The sequence below is a fragment of the Lutibacter sp. TH_r2 genome, assembly GCF_033101135.1.
Classification (GTDB): Bacteria; Bacteroidota; Bacteroidia; order Flavobacteriales; family Flavobacteriaceae; genus Lutibacter.
Genome location: NZ_JAWMPV010000001.1, coordinates 1218487 through 1237209 on the forward strand (window position 1 = coordinate 1218487; position 18723 = coordinate 1237209).

Below are 18723 nucleotides of genomic sequence, written 5' to 3' on the forward strand. Positions count from 1 at the left end.
TTACTATGAAATCTATTTTAATATTTTTGCTGATTATAATTCTAGGAACTTTAATCTATGGATTTTATATAAAAAATAATGGAGATTCAAGTGGAGAATTAATTATTGGTATTGGTGTTTTGGCAATAGCATTTATTTTTATGCCATTATTTATTTATCACCGTTATAAAAATAAAAATATTAACGATTTTACTTTTGATAAATACAGAAAAGATTTAGAAGAACATAATCGAAAAGAAGAAAATAGAAACTAATTCAGGTTTCGCTTTTCAATAAAGAATTTTTTAAGCAGCATACTACATTCATTTTCTAAAATTCCACCTACAACTTCAGTTTTTGGATGTAGGGTAGTATTCATAACTTTAAAGCCTCTTTTTTCTTCAGTTGCACCATATACTATTTTTCCAAGTTGCGTCCAATAACTTGCTCCTGCACACATTTGACAAGGTTCTAATGTAACATACAAAGTACATTTATTTAAATATTTTCCGCCTAAAAAATCTGCAGCAGCTGTAAACGCTTGCATTTCAGCATGAGCAGTAACATCATTCAACGTTTCTGTTAAATTATGAGCTCTAGCAATAATTTGATTGTTCATTACAATTACTGCACCAACAGGAACTTCATTTTTCTCAAAAGCTATTTCTGCTTCTTGCAAAGCACGTTTCATAAAATAAATATCATCAAACGGATTTATCATGCTTCAAAAGTAAATAAATTTAAAGTACGAACAATTAAAAATTGTAATTTTGCATGAATGCAAAAATTATTACCTAACATATACAATCCAAAGGATTTACGAAATTTAGAATTAGAGCAACTTCCAAAAGTGGCTAAAGAATTACGTGAATTTATTATTGATGCTGTTGCAGCAAAAGAAGGTCATTTAGGTTCAAGTTTAGGTGTTGTAGAGTTAACTATTGCGTTACATTATGTATTTGACACTCCAAATGATTTATTAATTTGGGATGTTGGGCACCAAGCGTATGGACATAAAATTTTAACTGAACGAAGAGAAAAATTTGATACAAATAGACAGTTAGGCGGTATTTCAGGTTTCCCAAAAATAAAGGAAAGTAAATATGATGCTTTTGGAACTGGACATTCATCTACTTCAATTTCGGCAGCTTTAGGTATGGCAATTGCATCTCAAATTAAAGGCGATTTTACCAAACAACATATTGCAGTAATTGGAGATGCTTCTATTGCAAGCGGAATGGCTTTTGAAGGTTTAAATCATGCAGGTGTTACCGATGCTAATTTGTTGATTGTTTTGAATGATAATGCTATGGGAATAGACCCAAGTGTTGGTGCTTTAAAAAACTATTTCACCAATGTAAAAGCTGGAAAATCGGTAAGAAAAAATAATATAATTGAAGCATTAAACTTTAATTATTCTGGCCCTATTGATGGTCATAATTTAGTTGCTTTGGTTCAAGAATTAGAACGTTTAAAAAACGTAAAAGGACCTAAATTTCTTCATATTATTACCACTAAAGGAAAAGGATTAAAAAAAGCAGAACAAGATCAGGTAAAGTATCATGCTCCGGGAAAATTTAATAAAGTTACTGGTGAACTTTATCCATCTGAAAAGTTAGTCCAACCACCAAAATATCAAGATGTTTTTGGTGAAACTATTGTAGAATTAGCAAGAAAAAATAAAAAAATTATTGGTATTACTCCGGCAATGCCAACAGGTTCTTCGTTAAAACTTATGATAGATGAGGTTCCTAACAGAGCCTTTGATGTTGGTATAGCAGAACAACATGCAGTTACTTTAGCTGCTGGTATGGCTACACAAGGACTCATTCCTTTTTGCACTATTTATTCAACGTTTTTACAAAGAGCTTACGATCAAATAATACATGATGTAGCATTACAAAATTTACCTGTAGTTTTTTGTATAGATAGAGCTGGATTGGTTGGTGAAGATGGAGCTACGCATCATGGAGTTTTTGACATCGCTTATTTACGCTGTATTCCAAACATGGTAATTTTTGATCCTCTTAATGAGGTTGAATTAAGAAACATACTCTATACAGCACAATTAGGAATTAATTTTCCATTAGCTATCAGGTATCCAAGAGGAAGAGGTGTATTAATAGATTGGAAACAACCTTTTGAAAAAATTAAAATTGGAAAAGCTGAAACGTTAATGGAAGGTGATGAGTTAGCTGTACTTTCGGTAGGATCAATTGGGAATACTATTTCTGAAGTTTTAAATGAAATTTCAGATTCTAATATTGGGCATTACAATATGCGTTTTATAAAACCTTTAGATGAAGAAATACTTCATAAAATATTTAAAACGTATAAAATTATTGTAACAGTTGAAAATGGCACAATTATTGGAGGATTTGGTACTTCAATTTTAGAGTTTTCAGCAAATAATAATTATAAAAATAGAACCATAAAGCAACTAGGATTACAAGATAAATTTATTGAACATGGAAAAGTAACAGAGCTATTCGAAAAGCAAAACTTATCTAAAAACGCAATTAAAACTTATTTATTAAGTTTGTTATGTTAACTATCAATAAATAATTTGTAAATAATATAATTAATAAAACAGTATACAATGAAAGTTAAAGCCCTTCTAATTTTCACATTTTTAATTACAATTAATTCGTTTTCAAATAATAGATTTTTAAAAGATTCTACTAGTTATTGGACTAGTAAAAATAATGTATCATTATTATTTACTCAAAACTCTTTTGTTAATTGGAGTTCTGGAGGGAATAATTCTATTGCGGGGATTTTAAAGTTAAACATGAAACGCAATTATAAAAACAAACACACTGTTTGGTCTAATGAGTTAAAAGGAAGTTATGGTTTAAATAAAGAAGAAGAGCGAGAGCTTCGAAAAACTGAAGATAAGTTTGAATTAAATTCTACTTTTGGGTTTAGAAAAAATGTTGAATCTAGTTGGTATTATTCGGCAAAGTTTAATTTTAAAACTCAATTTTCTAATGGTTATACTTACCCAAATACCGATAAACCTATTTCCCGCCTTTTTGCACCAGCGTATTTGTTTTTGGGTGTTGGATCAGAATATTCTGCAAAAGAACAAAAAATAAAAGTTTACCTGTCTCCAATTACAAATAAAACTACGTTTGTTTTTAGTTCAACATTAGCAGATGAAGGAGCTTTTGGTGTTGAAGCAGCTGTAACAGATGATGATGGCAATATTATTAAAAATGGTGAAAAAGCTAAAATTGAATTTGGAACTTTAGTATCTGGCGAGTGGGAAGCAAAAGTTATGGAGAATATAAAAATGGAAAATAAACTAACCTTATATACAGATTATTTACATGATTATGGTAACGTTGATGTTAACTGGGAATTAACTTTTGATTTAACTATAAATAAACATATTACAGCAAATGTAGGTTCTCAAATGATTTTTGATGATGATATTTTAGCTAAAGAAGATATTGACGATGATGGAAGTTTAGAAACTTTAGGTCCTAAAATTCAATTAAAACAATTATTAGGTGTAGGTTTTGCTTATAATTTTTAAAAATTAACCTTTAATTTTTTTATAAAGCTGAAGCGCGTAACCATCAGTTAAACTAGCAACAAAATTACTAACAGCTAATAATCTACTGTATAAATCTGCTTTAGGATTTAAAAAGTTTTCTGGCAGTAAATTTAGAATTAGCTTTTCGTAGTTAGACATATTTCCATTATATTTTCCGTTTACAGCACTTATAAATACATCTAAAAGAGTTGCAATTACGGTATAACCTAAAATTTCTTTTTCTACAACTTGTTTATTTTTATAGATTTTAGCTACACTTATTTTTAAAATGTCATTAATTTGAGCTTCGTACTTACATTTATCTAATAATGAAATTGAAAATTCACCTTTTAAAATTGATTCCTCATTTTCTAAAAATATAGCGGCAGCTTCATTAATTAATGCTCCAATAGAAAGCGCGCGTAAATATGCCAATCGATCTTTTTTATATTTTAGTTGATGATATTTTTTGCTATCAATAGAGTTTTTAACTAGTTTTATTAAATATTCAAGTGCAAAGTCTTCGTCTATTAAACCTAAATTAATTCCATCTTCAAAATCTATAATTGTATAGCAAATATCATCTGCAGCTTCAACTAAATAAGCTAGAGGATGTCTTTTGTAAGAGATGTTTCCGTTTTCACCTGTTGAAATTAAACCTAATTCATTGGCAACTTCTTGAAAAAATGAAATTTCAGACTGAAATATACCATATTTTTTATCTGCTATTTGCGAAGTTGGTTTTTTGGGAAGTGATTCTTTAGGGTATTTTATAAACGAACCCAGCGTAGCGTAAGATAATCGTAACCCACCAGAAATTCCTTCAGTAGTTTCATTTAATATTTTAAAACCGTTGGCGTTACCTTCAAAATCAATTAAATCTTGCCATTGTTTATTGGATAAATTTTCTTTAAACTGAACTCCTTTACCACTTTTAAAATATTCTCCAATAGCTTTTTCACCACTATGTCCAAATGGAGGATTTCCAATATCATGTGCCAAAGCAGCAGTTGCAACAATAGCTCCAAAATCATTCATTTTATAACCCTTTTCAGTTAGTTCGGGATATTTTTCAAGAATTTTTTCCCCAACAATTCTTCCTAAAGAGCGCGCTACTACACTAACTTCTAAACTATGAGTTAATCTAGTATGTACAAAATCTGTTTTAGATAAAGGAACTACTTGTGTTTTATCTTGTAAACTTCTAAACGAATCTGAAAAAATAATTCTATCATAATCCACTTCAAAACCGAGTCTAGTTTCGTTTTGGTTTATTCTTAATCTTGGTTGTGTATCTCCAAATCTTTTTAGTGAAAGTAGTTTTTCCCAGTTCATTATAAAATTGCTATAAAAGTAACTGCAATATAGTTATTAAAAATAATTTTTTACAACATCAATAAATTTAAAAGTTAACAATTTAGGTACGTAAGTATAAGTTTAAAATAACGTTTAATTAACATTGAAATTAGTTCTTTGTACTAATCAATATTTAAGTATGAAAGCACTAGTTACAATTTTATTTTTTATGTCAAGTTTAATTTCAATGGGGCAATCTTTTGAAATGACATCTCTTATTAAAAAAGAGAAAAATGGTATTGTAGAAGGTGTTGTTTTAGATAAGGCTGCTGATAATAACCCACTTATTTTTGCAACTGTTACCGTAAAAGAATTAGATAAAAAAGTTGAGACAGACTTTGATGGTTCTTATTCAATATCTTTAAAACCAGGAAAATACACATTAGAGTTTTCTTTTGTTGGTTATAATAATGTAGAAGTAACTAATGTTGAAATAGCTTCAAACAGAAAAAGTATTTACAATCAAACTTTAGATGTTGTAAGTATAAGTCTTACAGATAATTCTGTAGCTCAAATTGAAAATAAGTAATACTTCTTTAAATAAAAACTCACAACCTCTTTAACGTTAAATTAACTTTATAGTTGTTTTTTTATAACATCTGATTAACTATTCATTTACTTGGGAACAGTTTCTTTGCATCGACAAATAAACGCAATACAAATTAAATTTAAAATTAATTAAAATCAGATTATAATGAAAAAAGTTTTGTTAACGGCTTTAGTAGCTATGTCATTTATTTTTACAGGATGTTTCGAAGATGACGATACTCCAATAATAATTGAAGAAGTTACATATAACATCACCAATGAGAGCACAACTGGTGAAGAAGATACTTATGAAACAATTGTTAAAGCAGGTGGTATTGCTTTAGATGAAACTTGGACTGCAGACAATATTTATGTATTAACAAGCAAGGTTGTTGTTCAAGAAGGTGTAACATTAACTATTGAACCTGGAACCATAATTAAAGGTAGAGCAGGTACAGGATCTTTATCTACCGCTTTAATTATAGCTAGAGGAGGAAAAATTATGGCGCAGGGTACAGCTTCAAACCCAATTATTTTTACTGCTGAAGTAGATAATATTGAGCCAGGCCAAACAGCAGGAACTAATTTAGACGAAACTAACAGTGGTCTTTGGGGTGGTGTTATTGTTTTAGGAAAAGCTACATGTTCTTTTAAAAATGATGTAACTCAATTACAAATTGAAGGAATTCCAGCTGATGATACTTTTGGATTGTATGGAGCTGTAGACGATGTGTTTACAGATGATGATAACTCAGGAGTACTTGAATATGTTTCTATCCGTCACGGAGGAACATTAATTGGAGAAGGAAATGAAATTAACGGTTTAACATTAGGTGGTGTTGGTTCAGGAACTACAATTAGTAATATTGAAATTGTAGGTAATGTTGATGATGGAATTGAATTTTTTGGAGGGACTGTTAATGTTTCTAATGTATTAATTTGGGCACAAGGAGATGATGCTTTAGATATTGACCAAGCTTATTCTGGTACAATTGATAATGCAGTAGTTGTTTTAGGTGATAACTCAGATCACGGACTAGAAATTGATGGTCCAGAAGGTACAATTGAAGGTCAATTTACTTTACAAAATGTAACCTTAATTGGTAACACTAATACTGATAATGGTGAATATGCTGACTTTAGAAGTTTAGCAATGGGTACAACAACTAATATTTATGCTTACGGCTTTAAAGACAGTTCTGATGTTGAGTTAGATAATGATGGTGTTGCTACAAATTACAACAATGGAAAATTAACATTTGGTACTTGGGAAATTGTTTTACCAACAGGTGTTTCTGATGTGGCTTCAATTTTTGCTAATAAAGCTGAAACAGTTACTGTAACTGGTTTTGGTGATACAGCTTCTGCTGTAACTGAAGGTAATCAAACTTTAGGAGCAACTACATCTAGCTTAAGCTGGACCTATGCTAATGATGTAGCAGGTTTAGGCTTCTAATCTATTATAAACCACAATACTTTAAAACAATAACTGCTCACAAGGTGAGCAGTTATTAATAGAATAATTTTATATGAAAAAAATATATAAATTTCTAACATTTATCATTATTGCTGCTTCATTTTCAATGAATGCTCAAAATGGTAGAGTTGCTGGATCTGTAATAGATGGTGAGTATAACGAACCTTTAGCTTTCGCTACCATTGTAGTAAAAGGAACTACAATTGGAACAACTACCGATTTTGACGGAAAGTATACTTTAGCGTTACAACCAGGAACGTATACACTACTTTACTCTTTTATTGGTTATGATACTCAAGAAATAACAGAAGTAGTTATAAAAGAAAATGCGGTAAATACCTTAGATATTACCTTAAATACTAATACTCTTGATACGGTTGTAATTACAACTTCAGTTAAAAAGAATACAGAAGCAGCTGTTCTAAACTACCAAAAAAAATCAGCTACATTACTAGATGGCTTATCATCACAAACAATTAGTAAAACAGGAGCTAGTGATTTAGCTTCCGCTGTAAAAAGTGTACCAGGTGTTTCAGTTCAAGGTGGAAAATACGTGTATGTAAGAGGTTTAGGTGATAGATATACCAAATCAATGTTAAATGGTGTTGATATTCCAGGTTTAGATCCTGATAGAAACTCTATTCAAATGGATATTTTTCCAACTAATATTTTGGAAAACGTGATTGTAATTAAAGCGGCTTCTGCTGAATATCCTGCTGATTTTACAGGAGGTTTAGTGGATATTGTAACAAAAGATTTTCCAAATCAATTTGAAGCTTCGCTTAAAGTTGGTGTAGGTTATAACCCAGATATGCACTTTAACAAAAATTACCTTTCGTATAGTGGAAGTGATACTGATATTTTTGGTTTTGATAATGGTTTAAGAGATAGACCTATAAATCGATATCAACCAATTCCTGGTACTTTTGAAAACAGAAGAACATTAACTACATTAACAAGTAGATTTGGTAAGGAACTAGCAGCTAAAAAGGAAACTAGTGGTATGAATTATGATTTTGGTTTTACATTAGGAAATCAATACGATGTAGGGAATGATAGATTTGGATTTTTAACATCATTCTCTTATAAAAATTCAACAGAATTTTACGAAAATAGAGTTGATGGAGCTTATGTTCTAAATCAAGATAAAAGTGAAAATGAGCAAAGACCAGTGCTAACCTCTAATGGAGCTTACGGTATAAATAATATAATTGCTAATGGTTTACTTGGACTTACTTATAAAACAGATTTATCAAAATTTCGTGTAAACTTATTGCATATTCAAAATGGTGAATCTTCTGCAGGGTTTTTTAACCAATCCATTTCTCAAGATGGTACAGGAGGTGCGCAAGAACCATTAGTTAAACATGCTTTAACATATACTGAAAGATCAGTAACAAATATTTTATTTTCGGGTTCACATCAATTAGGAGAAAGCGATGATGCTTGGGATTTTGATTGGAAATTTTCTCCAACACTTTCTAAAGTTCACGATAAAGATCATAGAATTACACCATTACAAATTTCTGGTGAAGGTGAATATAGTATTAGCCCTAGTGCTTCAACTTTTCCAATACGTTTGTGGAGAACGTTACAAGAAGAAAGTTGGGTTGGTAAAGTTGATTTTAAAAAGAACCATGAAATGTTTAATAGGTCAGCTAAATTTAAAGTTGGTGGAAGTTATGTTATGAAATTTCGTGACTTTGAAGTAGATGATTATACGTTTAAAATTACTGGAGATGACGGATTTATAGCAGATGGAAATATTGATAATATGTTGGCGGATGAAAATTTATGGACATATCAATCAGGTGAGGGAACTCACTTAATTTTTGGTGATCAGTACAACCCTAATGATTCTTATGAAGGGAAGCAAAATATATATTCAGCATATGTTTCTACTGAATTTAGCTTAAGTGATAAATTTAAATCTGTATTAGGTTTGCGTAGCGAATTATTCCAATCTTATTATACAGGACAAGATGATGATGTAATTTATGATAGCACACCTGTTCTAGATGAATACGATTTATTTCCTTCAGCTAATTTAATTTATGAGTTAAATGATGATTCTAAAATTAGAGCTTCATATTATAGAACTACTGCAAGACCTTCGTTTAAAGAAGCTTCTAAATCTCAAATATTTGACCCAATTACAGGTTATTTATTTATTGGTAATATTGATTTAAAACCAACTTATGTTAATAACTTTGATTTACGTTACGAGATTTTTAGAGAAAGAGGTCAAATGGTTTCGGTAAGTGGTTTTTATAAAGACTTTACAGATCCAATTGAAAAAGTATTTTTCCTCCAAGCACCTACTCAAGTTACTGTTGATAATTTAGGAAGTGCTAAAGTGTATGGAGTTGAATTAGAGTTTAGACAACGATTAGATTTTATTTCTGATAGTTTCGATAATTTTAAATTATCTGGTAATGTCTCAATTATGAAATCGGAGTTGGAAATGCAAGAGGATGAATACCAAAGTAGATTAAATGCCGCTAGAGATGGCCAAACTATTGAAAATACAAGAGATTTACAAGGACAATCTCCTTACTTAATAAATGCCGGATTAGATTACTCTAACAGCGAGCTAGGTTTTGAAGCTGGATTATTCTATAACGTACAAGGTGAAACTTTAGAAGTTGTTGGTACTGGTGATGTTCCTGATGTGTACATTAAGCCTTTCCATAGCTTAAACTTTACTTTAAACAAAACTTTAGGAGAAGATAAAAAGTCTAAAATTGACTTAAAAATTAAGAACATTTTAGATCAGGATAAAGAAAGTGTGTTCCAATCTTACAAGGCAATGGATCAAGTTTACTCTTTAAGAACTCCTGGATTTGAGTTCTCATTAGGATATACTTATAAGTTCTAAAAAATTATAATTGTTTGAAATAAAAAAAAGGGATGCCAATTGGCATCCCTTTTTTACATAACACTTTTTATTGAATGAGAATTGTGTTAATTTATTATAATGTCTTTAGATTCTACATTAACTATTTTATTGTTCTTATACGTAACTAAATTAATTTTATCTTTTTTAACATACGTCCAAGTGCCTTCTTTTTTACCATTTTTGTAGTTAGCAATAATTGTTTTAGTTCCGTTTACATCATAATTAATCCAAGTACCATGTAATTTACCTTCCTTATTAAAAAAGCCTTCACGTTCAACTATACTAGCGTTGTCAGTAAAATAATAGGTAGCTTTAGTTAGGTCGTTGTCAATTTTTTTGTAATCTACTTTTTGTTCTTGAGCAAATGTTGTTACACAGAACAACAAAACAACTAATTTTAATAATGTTTTCATAATTTATATTTTTTAGGGTGAATAGTTTCCTTTTGTTTTGATACATCAAATTTATTGAATTAACCTTAAAAACACTATTTCTTAACATTAAGTTTACATTAAGTTTTTTTAAAAAAGTTTTAATACGTTGAAAAACAAACAATTAACAAGTGGTTTGAAATACGCTTAAAATTTGGAATTTTAAAATGTTGTTTTTTTTAACATTAATAAATAATATAATTACCTTCAAAAACTTAATAATTAGATAATGGTTAATTTAAATTTAGTTTAAATTATTATCTAATATTTATACTTCTTTTAAAGAAGATAAGACATTTCATAAATATCGTTTTTGTCAACAATAAATTGAAATGGAAAAGACCATTATTGATTTAGTGGTCTTTTTGTGTTGTTTAAAGACTGTTTCTGCTTTGAAATAGACCAATAATATTTTGAATTATTATAAATTATTCACTCTTTTTGCTTGATAGCTGAAAATCAGGCATTTAGGATTGTTTAATTTGATACTAAAGCTTGAATATTAGAGGTTTATGTGATATTTTTATTATTGATTTTTAGTATTTTTGCAGCGACAAAAACGATAAAATCATGAAATGCAAAGTATTACTGATAATGCTATGGCTAATGGCTGTTTCATTATCTTATGCTCAAGAGGCTAATTCGTCTAAATTTGGTAAAGGTTTATTTAATTTAAAAGGCGAAGATAACAGTTGGAACATGAAAGTTGGTTTAAGAATGCAACTTCTAGGTACTTCAACATGGGAAGAAGATGGGAAAAGTGAAGCAAATTTTTTAACACGAAGAGCTCGATTAAAATTTGATGGTTTTGCATTTAGTCCGAAATTAAAATATAAAGTAGAGCTTGGTTTATCTAATAGAGATCAATCTGGAGCTTCAGAATATACAAGTAATGCTCCAAGATATATTTTAGATGCTCAATTGAGATGGAATTTTTATGAAAATTTTGAATTATGGTTTGGACAAGGTAAACTACCTGGAAACAGAGAGCGTGTTATATCTTCAGCTAATTTGCAACAAGTTGATAGATCTTTATTAAATAGACGTTTTACCATAGACCGTGATTTTGGTGTACAGTTAAGGCATCATTTTAATTTAACGGATAAGTTTGTAGTAAAAGAGATTTTTTCTATTGCACAAGGTGAAGGTAGAAATGTAACAACTGGTAATCTAGGAGGTCACCAATACACTGGGCGTGTTGAATTGTTACCATTTGGAAACTTTGCTGGTAAAGGTGATTATAAAGGTGCAGATTTACAACGTGAACCTAAACCAAAATTAGCTATTGGTGTAAGTTACGATCATAATAACAACGCAGTAAAAACTAGAAGCAACCAAGGTTCTTATATGGAAACTGACAATGGTTTTTTTGAAACAAACATTAACACATTATTTATAGATGCAATGTTTAAATATAGAGGGTTTTCTTTTATGGCTGAATATTCAGATAGAACAGCTGATGATGCAATTGCTAAAAATTCTGATGGATCTTTAACAGGGGATATAGTTCAAGTAGGAAATGGATTAAATTTACAAACTGGGTACTTGCTTAAAAAAGATTGGGAAATTTCTGGTCGTTATACAAATATTGAATTAGATAAAAGTATAACAGGAAGTAATCAAGAAAGTCAATATACGTTAGGATTATCTAAATATATTGCAGGTCATAATCTAAAGGTTCAAACAGATATTAGCCATTTAGAAGTTAATGGTGGTACTAATGAACTGTTGTATAGACTACAAGTTGATATTCATTTTTAATTCTAAAAATATTAAAAAAAGGGGCGATGTAAATCGCCCCTTTTTAGTGTTATAAAAGTTTGTTTATGTTATGCTTCACTGCTTTCAAACTCTTGAAATAATTGAATTAAACTCATTGTTGCTTCAATTAAATCTTTTGTTTCTAATAAAATTCCAAAGTATAAGGTAGTATTTTTAGGACTTGTTTCTTCTGTTCTAATTCTTGAAATTTGAGTATCAATTGAATCTGAAACATGATTTAATAATTGTTGCTTATCTTCAAGAATACTTACAAAATTTGTAAAATCTCTATTCTCAAAACCTGTAATTATTAACTGAAATGTTTCTTGAAGTTTATTATTAATTTCAACTAAATCTTTTATTTGTGATTTTTTTAAGTTTTTATGATTGTTGTTTACATGATTAAAACTTGTTGTAGAAATAAACTCAATAGATTGTGTTATGTCTTGTAAGTAGTCTAAAACTGATAAGTAGAATCTACTTGCTTTCACCAAACTTTCGTCTAGAGATTTAATAAAATAGAAGATATTTGATTTTAAATCATTGACTTCATTTTTAAGTTTTTTAACATGCTTATCAGTTTTAGATAATTTGTTTAAATCGTGTCTAGATAAATCCGTAACAACATTGGTATATAGTTTATCCACACGTTTAATTACTTCAGAAATATGGCCAGAACTATCTTCAATTACTTCATTAATGGTAACAATTTCAGCACGCTTTAGGCGTTGTGTTTCTTTTTTCTCTTTTAGTTTTTTTGAGTGGTTTAAGTAACTTTTTATTAATAAAAATATTACTAAACAAAGTAATAATGCAATAATAGGTGCTCCACCTAAATACATTAAATAAGCAAATAATGCCGCAGCTGTAAATGCAATTAATGCTGTTGAAAACCAACCTAAAATTACATTTACCACACCAGCTACTCTATAAACTGCACTTTCTCTATCCCAAGCTCTATCAGCTAAAGATGTTCCCATAGCAACCATAAAAGTTACATAAGTTGTAGATAATGGAAGTTTAAATGAAGTTGCAATAGAAATTAAGATACCTGCAACCATTAAGTTTACAGAAGCCCTAATCATATCAAAAGCAGGAACTTCATAAGATTTATCTTTAGGCAATTCAATTACTGGTTTTAGAAATTGTTGGTCTATTTTTTCTATAAATGAAGCAGGTAATACATAACCTAATACTTTACTTAAATTTACGGTACCTCTAACAATAAATCTAGACACATAGTTTGGTTTAAATTTCTCATGTCCATCACCTTGTCTAGCTAAACCAATTTCTGTTTCTGTAACAGATTTTGCTTTTTTAGAAAACCATAAAGTTACTACCATTATAGCTCCAGCAATAAATAATAGTGTAGATTCTGTAGGAACTTTTTTAGCTAAAACACCCATTGAAAATTCTGTAGCAGGAACTCCACTTGCTGCCCAAGCATCGTAAGAGTGTAATGCTGCCATTGGAACACCTATAAAATTTACTAAATCGTTTCCAGCAAAAGCTAAAGCCAATCCAAATGTTCCTATTATAATTATTAAAACCAGAATATTTTTTTTGAATAAAGAGGTATATATTTGTGATACTAATGCCCAAAATACAAAGCTTCCAGCCATTATATAAACTTCGTTTCCTTTTAAAATGTTTTCAACATTTCCGTAGAAAGGAGTTCCCTTTAACCCTTTCATAAAAATAAAATAAGTAATTGCAGTTAAAGCTACACCGCCAAAAATAGCTCCAAAATGTTTCATTCTTTTTTCATAATGAAAAGAAAATAACAATCGTGAAATGTATTGAACTATAGCACCAATTGAAAAAGCAATTACTACAGACAATAAAATACCTGAAATAATTAATAACGCACTTTCAGAATTTATATAGATACCTAAATCTGAAATTGTTTGTTCGCTGTTCGCTCCAATTTTAACTAAAGCCATTGCTACTGCCGCACCTAATAATTCAAATACAATTGAGACTGTAGTTGAGGTAGGCATACCTAACGAGTTGAATAAGTCTAATAAAATTACATCAGTAACCATTACGGCCATAAAAATGATCATAATTTCATTGAAGTAAAATTCACCTGGAATAAAAATTCCCTTTCTGGCTACCTCCATCATACCGCTAGAAAATACTGCTCCAAAAAATATTCCTAAACTAGCAATAATCATTAAGGTTTTTGGAGAAACTGCTTTTGAACCTAAAGCAGAATTTAAAAAGTTTACGGCATCATTACTAACACCAACAACTAAATCTATAACTGCTAATGCAGTTAGAGCAACTAACATTAATATATAAATGTCTCCCATAATTTTATTAATAATAATGCAAAATTAATCCTAATAGAATTGCTTAATATTAATTTAATGTTATGAATGGAGTTTTAACACTATAATTATGTTAAAAACATGAATGATTATTTTTTCTGTTTTTTAGTTGTGCCATTATCTAATAAAGAATCTTTAAATCCGTAAAGTAATTCAGCAACTTCAATCAATTTTTTAATCATATCATTTACATTGGTATAATCATTAAAAAGGGATGAGGCGAGTTCGGGAGAAATTAAATTTTTACGTATTAATTTATCAATTGATTTATTACTTTTTCTAATGTTCTCTTTTGCTTCAATTTTTAATTCTGAAAGCTGTTCTGCATATTTTTTGTGATTTGCTTCTGTTCTAAACAAATAAATTACCCGTAAAACCTTGGTAACTTTATTTCTGAAACTATCATACTGTTTTAATAAGTGTGGATTATCTAATGTTCGAGAAAATGTTAAGTTTTTATTTAATTCTCTTACATCTTTAATTACTTCAACCATTTTACGGTTTGCAATTTTAATATCGGTAATTGCTTGGTTTTGTTTTTTATTTAGTTTTAAATCGCTTTGAGCCGTAGTGGCATATCTTATTATTTCACCATAAATAGTTTTCACTTTTTTATAGTATAAATCTTCTACATCGGTTTCCATATCTTCAGTAGATTTTTTAATAATTTTTTTAATTTTTAAATCAGATTTAATATCAGCTTTGTGAATATTTAAACCATGAGCAACAATCTCAAAAATGGCATTTTTAAATAAATATTTAGATTCTTCAATTAAAGAATTAATAGCAGTGCTTGGAAATTCTAAAACAGCTTCGTTTAAATATTTTGGTTCGTCAATATCTTTACCTGTTTTTTCTTTAAAAATTCTCATTAATAATCTTTCAAGACTATTAATAAACGGTATCATTAACACCACACCAAGTGTATTAAATATGGTATGAAATAAGGCTAACTTAAGCGTGTAATCATCCGAAGCAATATTAAATATTTCGGACATAACATTTACCAATCGTGCTAGTGGAAATATAAGAATTAATGTAACCAATCCTGTTGTTACATTAAAAACTAAATGAGCTCCAGCCAATCTTTTACCAGCAATATTAGAGCTTAACGATCCTAAAATAGCAGTAATAGTTGTACCAACATTGGCACCAATAGCTAATGCTAAAGCATTTTCATATTCTATCTGTCCTGCCGCTAATGCTGTAAGTATTAAAGCTAAAGTTGCACTACTAGATTGTAAAATAGTTGTTATAATTATTCCTAAACCTGCATAAATTAAAGCTCCTAAAAATCCAGATACAGCAAATTGAGTTAAATCTATATAATTTTTAAATACATCAAAACCTTCTTTCATATAGTGAATTCCAAGAAAGAAAAACCCTAAACCAGCAAGTACATTTCCAATACCTTTAAATGAAGATTTTTTTTGAAATGAAAATATTAATCCAAAAATTAGCATAGGCATTGCTAATGCTGAAATTTTTATTTTTAAACCAAATCCGGCAACTAACCACGCCGTTGCAGTAGTACCAATATTTGCTCCAAATATTAATCCTAAACCACCTGAAAGTGAAATTAAACCAGCACTTATAAAAGAAATTGTGATTACAGAAACTAAAGAACTAGATTGAATTATTGCTGTAACAAATGCTCCAGCAGTAATACTTTTATATAATTTATTAGTAGCGTTTTTTAAAATATTTTGAAGCGGACCTTTGGTAAAAACTTTAAAGCCTTCTTCAAGCATTATCATTCCAAAAAGTAAAATAGCAACTCCGGCAGAGATTGTTTTAAAATTAGGATTGAAGAATAATATAATTGCTAATACAATTAAAAATGAAACAAATAAAAGCCGTTTTAGCATAAAGGTTTAAATTTCTATAAGTAAACATACATATTTTTAAGTATAAAAAAAAGCCATCAACTAGTTGATGGCTTTTTAAAATATAGATTAAATATTATATTTTTTTTACGTTTTCTTGAATTTTAAATTCTTCATATAATTGAAGTAAACTCATTAAGGCAGAAATTAAATCTTTAGTTTCTAATAAAATTCCAAAATACAATGTTGCATTTTTTGGACTTGTATCTTCAGTTCTAATTCTTGCAATTTGTTTGTCAATAGATTCAGAAACATCATTAAATAATTCTTGTTTAGCATCAAGAATAGAAACTAAATTATTAAAATCTCTTTCGGTAAAGTCTTTTTCAAGTTTATTAAATAAAGATTGTAGTTTGTTGTTAATATCCTTTAAATCTTTAATTTGAGATTTTTTTAAGTTTTTATGATTATTGTTAACATGATTGAAACTTGTAGTTGAAATATATTCAATTGATTGTGTTACATCTTGTAAATAACCTAAAACCAAAATGTAAAATCTACTTGCTCTTACTGAAGAATCATCTAAAGATTTTATAAAGTAGAATACATCGCTTTTAAGTTCATTAACTTCTTTATTTAGTTTTTTAACGTGTTTTTCAGTTTTTGAAAGCTTGTTTAAATCGTGGTTAGCTAAATCGTCAACAACATTAGTAAATAATTTATTTACACGTTTAACAACTTCAGAAATATGGTCAGAGCTTTCTTCAACTACTTCATTAATTGTAATTAATTCAGCACGCTCCATATAACGTTTTTCTTTTTTTTCTTTTGCTTTTTTGGCGTGTCTATAAGAGCTTCTTCCTAATAAAAATAAAACTAGAATTAGTAAAATAGCTACCGAAACTATTTCCCCTAAATAAATAATGTAAGCAAAAATAGCAGCAACAGTAAATGCAGAAAAAGCAGTTAAAAACCATCCACCAATTACATTAAATACACCTGCAACTCTATAAACAGCACTTTCTCTTCCCCAAGCTCTATCAGCTAGTGATGTACCCATTGCAACCATAAACGTAACGTATGTAGTAGATAAAGGTAATTTTAATGAAGTACCAATAGAAATTAAAATACCAGCAACAAAAAGATTTACGGAAGCTCTTACCATATCAAAAGCAGGTAATTCATATGATTTATCTTTTGGTAAATCTACAACGGGTCTTTGAAATTTAGAATCTACCCATTTTAAAGTTTTTTCAGGAATAATTTTCGATAATCCTGTATTAAATAAAATAGCTCCACGCACAACAGTTCTAGATACTGCATTAGGTTGAAATTTTTCGTGACCTTCACCTTGACGCGATAAGTTAATACCTGTTTCAATAACGATTTTTGCTTTTTTAGAGAACCAAAGTGTTACTACCATAATACCTCCAGCTATAAATAATAACCATGGGTTTGATGGAACTTTTTTAGCCAAAACTCCCATGGAGAATTCATTTGCAGGTATGCCTGAAGCACTCCATTCTTGCCAAGAATTTAAAGCGGCAATTGGCACTCCAATAAAGTTTACCAAATCATTACCAGCAAAAGCCATAGCCAATGAAAAAGTTCCAATTACAACAATAAACTTCAAAATATTTACTTTAAAAAGCATTATTAGTAATTGTGATAATATAGTCCAGAATAAAAATCCAAAAAATATAATTTCAAAAGTTTTTCCTTCAATTAAGTGTTTAACATCTCCATAAAAAGGAGTTCCTTTCATACCTTTTACAAAAATAAAATAAGTGATTGCAGTAATCGCAAAACCACCAAAAACTGCGTTAATGATACTTCTTTTTTTGTCAAACTGAAAAGAATATAAGAGTCGTGATAAAAATTGGACCAAAGCACCTACGGAAAAGGCAATAAATACCGAGAGCAGAATACCTGAAATAATTAACAATGCAGTAGCTGTATTAATATATTTTCCAACATCGGCCATGGATTCACCATTGTTCGAAATTTTAATTAAAGATATGGCTACGGCTGCTCCTAATAACTCAAATACAATGGATACGGTTGTTGAAGTAGGCATTCCTAGCGAATTAAAGACATCTAATAATAAAATATCAGTAATCATTACTGCCATAAAAATGAACATTATTTCGTTGAAATAAAATTCAGAAGGATTAAAAATCCCTTTTCTAGCAACCTCCATCATTCCGCTTGATGTAATTGCTCCAAGCGCAACACCAATACTGGCAATTACCATAATTGTTTTAATTGAAACAGCTTTAGATCCAATTGCTGAATTTAAAAAGTTTACAGCATCATTACTAACACCAACAACTAAATCAATAATTGCAAGTACGGTTAATGCTACAAGCATTAAAATATAAATATCTCCCATTTTCTAAAAATTAGTTGCGCAAAAATAGTGTCATTATTTTACGCAATTGTTAAGTTAATGTTATCAACATTAAATCAATGTTATTTCACGTTCTAATAAAAATATTACAATAAGTGATAAAATTACAAAAAATAATACGATTTAATCCTAAATAAAAAAACCTCTAATAAAAATAATTAGAGGTTTTAAAATATTAACTT

At 29.2% G+C, this 18723-nt stretch carries 13 protein-coding genes; 7 read left to right on the plus strand and 6 right to left on the minus strand.

Features of this window, described 5'->3' with window-relative positions; genetic code table 11:
- Positions 1–5: 5 nt before the first annotated feature.
- Complete coding sequence (locus R3X25_RS05050; RefSeq protein WP_317672482.1) at positions 6–254, plus strand: hypothetical protein; 249 nt, start codon at positions 6–8, stop codon at positions 252–254.
- Here R3X25_RS05050 and R3X25_RS05055 read toward each other — a convergent pair.
- The gene (locus tag R3X25_RS05055; RefSeq protein ID WP_317672484.1) at positions 251–700 is read right to left on the minus strand and encodes a nucleoside deaminase; all 450 of its coding nucleotides are present in this window, start codon (positions 698–700) and stop codon (positions 251–253) included. The two genes, R3X25_RS05050 and R3X25_RS05055, sit on opposite strands and share 4 nt — an antisense overlap.
- A 57-nt stretch (positions 701–757) precedes the next feature.
- On the opposite strand from R3X25_RS05055, the gene R3X25_RS05060 reads away from it, so the two are divergent.
- Positions 758–2530: a 1-deoxy-D-xylulose-5-phosphate synthase gene (locus R3X25_RS05060; protein ID WP_317672486.1), complete on the plus strand. Its 1773-nt coding sequence runs from the start codon at positions 758–760 to the stop codon at positions 2528–2530.
- 48 nt (positions 2531–2578) lie between these two features.
- Positions 2579–3520 (plus strand): DUF3078 domain-containing protein, encoded by a 942-nt coding sequence (locus tag R3X25_RS05065; RefSeq protein ID WP_317672488.1) that lies wholly within the window; start codon positions 2579–2581, stop codon positions 3518–3520.
- Positions 3521–3523: 3 nt separating this feature from the next.
- Here R3X25_RS05065 and R3X25_RS05070 read toward each other — a convergent pair whose 3' ends face one another.
- On the minus strand, positions 3524–4855 hold the full coding sequence (locus R3X25_RS05070) for a deoxyguanosinetriphosphate triphosphohydrolase (protein ID WP_317672490.1): 1332 nt from the start codon (positions 4853–4855) through the stop codon (positions 3524–3526).
- A 160-nt stretch (positions 4856–5015) separates the two neighbouring features.
- On the opposite strand from R3X25_RS05070, the gene R3X25_RS05075 reads away from it, so the two are divergent.
- The 3 genes from R3X25_RS05075 (at position 5016) to R3X25_RS05085 (ending at position 9759) form a co-directional block, all read left to right on the plus strand.
- Complete coding sequence (locus R3X25_RS05075; RefSeq protein WP_317672492.1) at positions 5016–5405, plus strand: carboxypeptidase-like regulatory domain-containing protein; 390 nt, start codon at positions 5016–5018, stop codon at positions 5403–5405.
- A gap of 165 nt (positions 5406–5570) precedes the next feature.
- Positions 5571–6860, plus strand: coding sequence for a hypothetical protein (locus R3X25_RS05080; protein WP_317672494.1), 1290 nt, complete (start codon positions 5571–5573; stop codon positions 6858–6860).
- Positions 6861–6933: 73 nt separating this feature from the next.
- Positions 6934–9759: a TonB-dependent receptor gene (locus R3X25_RS05085; RefSeq protein ID WP_317672496.1), complete on the plus strand. Its 2826-nt coding sequence runs from the start codon at positions 6934–6936 to the stop codon at positions 9757–9759.
- 86 nt (positions 9760–9845) lie between these two features.
- On the opposite strand, the gene R3X25_RS05090 is transcribed toward R3X25_RS05085, so the two are convergent.
- Entirely contained in the window at positions 9846–10193 is a 348-nt protein-coding gene (locus R3X25_RS05090) for a hypothetical protein (RefSeq protein WP_317672498.1), read from the minus strand.
- A gap of 588 nt (positions 10194–10781) precedes the next feature.
- Between R3X25_RS05090 and R3X25_RS05095 the strand changes: the two genes are divergently transcribed.
- On the plus strand, positions 10782–11972 hold the full coding sequence (locus tag R3X25_RS05095; protein WP_317672500.1) for a porin: 1191 nt from the start codon (positions 10782–10784) through the stop codon (positions 11970–11972).
- 68 nt (positions 11973–12040) lie between these two features.
- Here R3X25_RS05095 and R3X25_RS05100 read toward each other — a convergent pair whose 3' ends face one another.
- The 3 genes from R3X25_RS05100 to R3X25_RS05110 all read right to left on the minus strand — a co-directional run bounded on the left by R3X25_RS05100 (position 12041) and on the right by R3X25_RS05110 (position 18523).
- Positions 12041–14287, minus strand: a complete 2247-nt coding sequence (locus tag R3X25_RS05100) for an inorganic phosphate transporter (protein ID WP_317672502.1) — start codon at positions 14285–14287, stop codon at positions 12041–12043.
- A gap of 107 nt (positions 14288–14394) precedes the next feature.
- On the minus strand, positions 14395–16173 hold the full coding sequence (locus R3X25_RS05105; RefSeq protein ID WP_317672504.1) for a Na/Pi symporter: 1779 nt from the start codon (positions 16171–16173) through the stop codon (positions 14395–14397).
- Positions 16174–16267: 94 nt separating this feature from the next.
- Entirely contained in the window at positions 16268–18523 is a 2256-nt protein-coding gene (locus R3X25_RS05110) for an inorganic phosphate transporter (RefSeq protein ID WP_317672506.1), read from the minus strand.
- Positions 18524–18723: the final 200 nt, after the last annotated feature.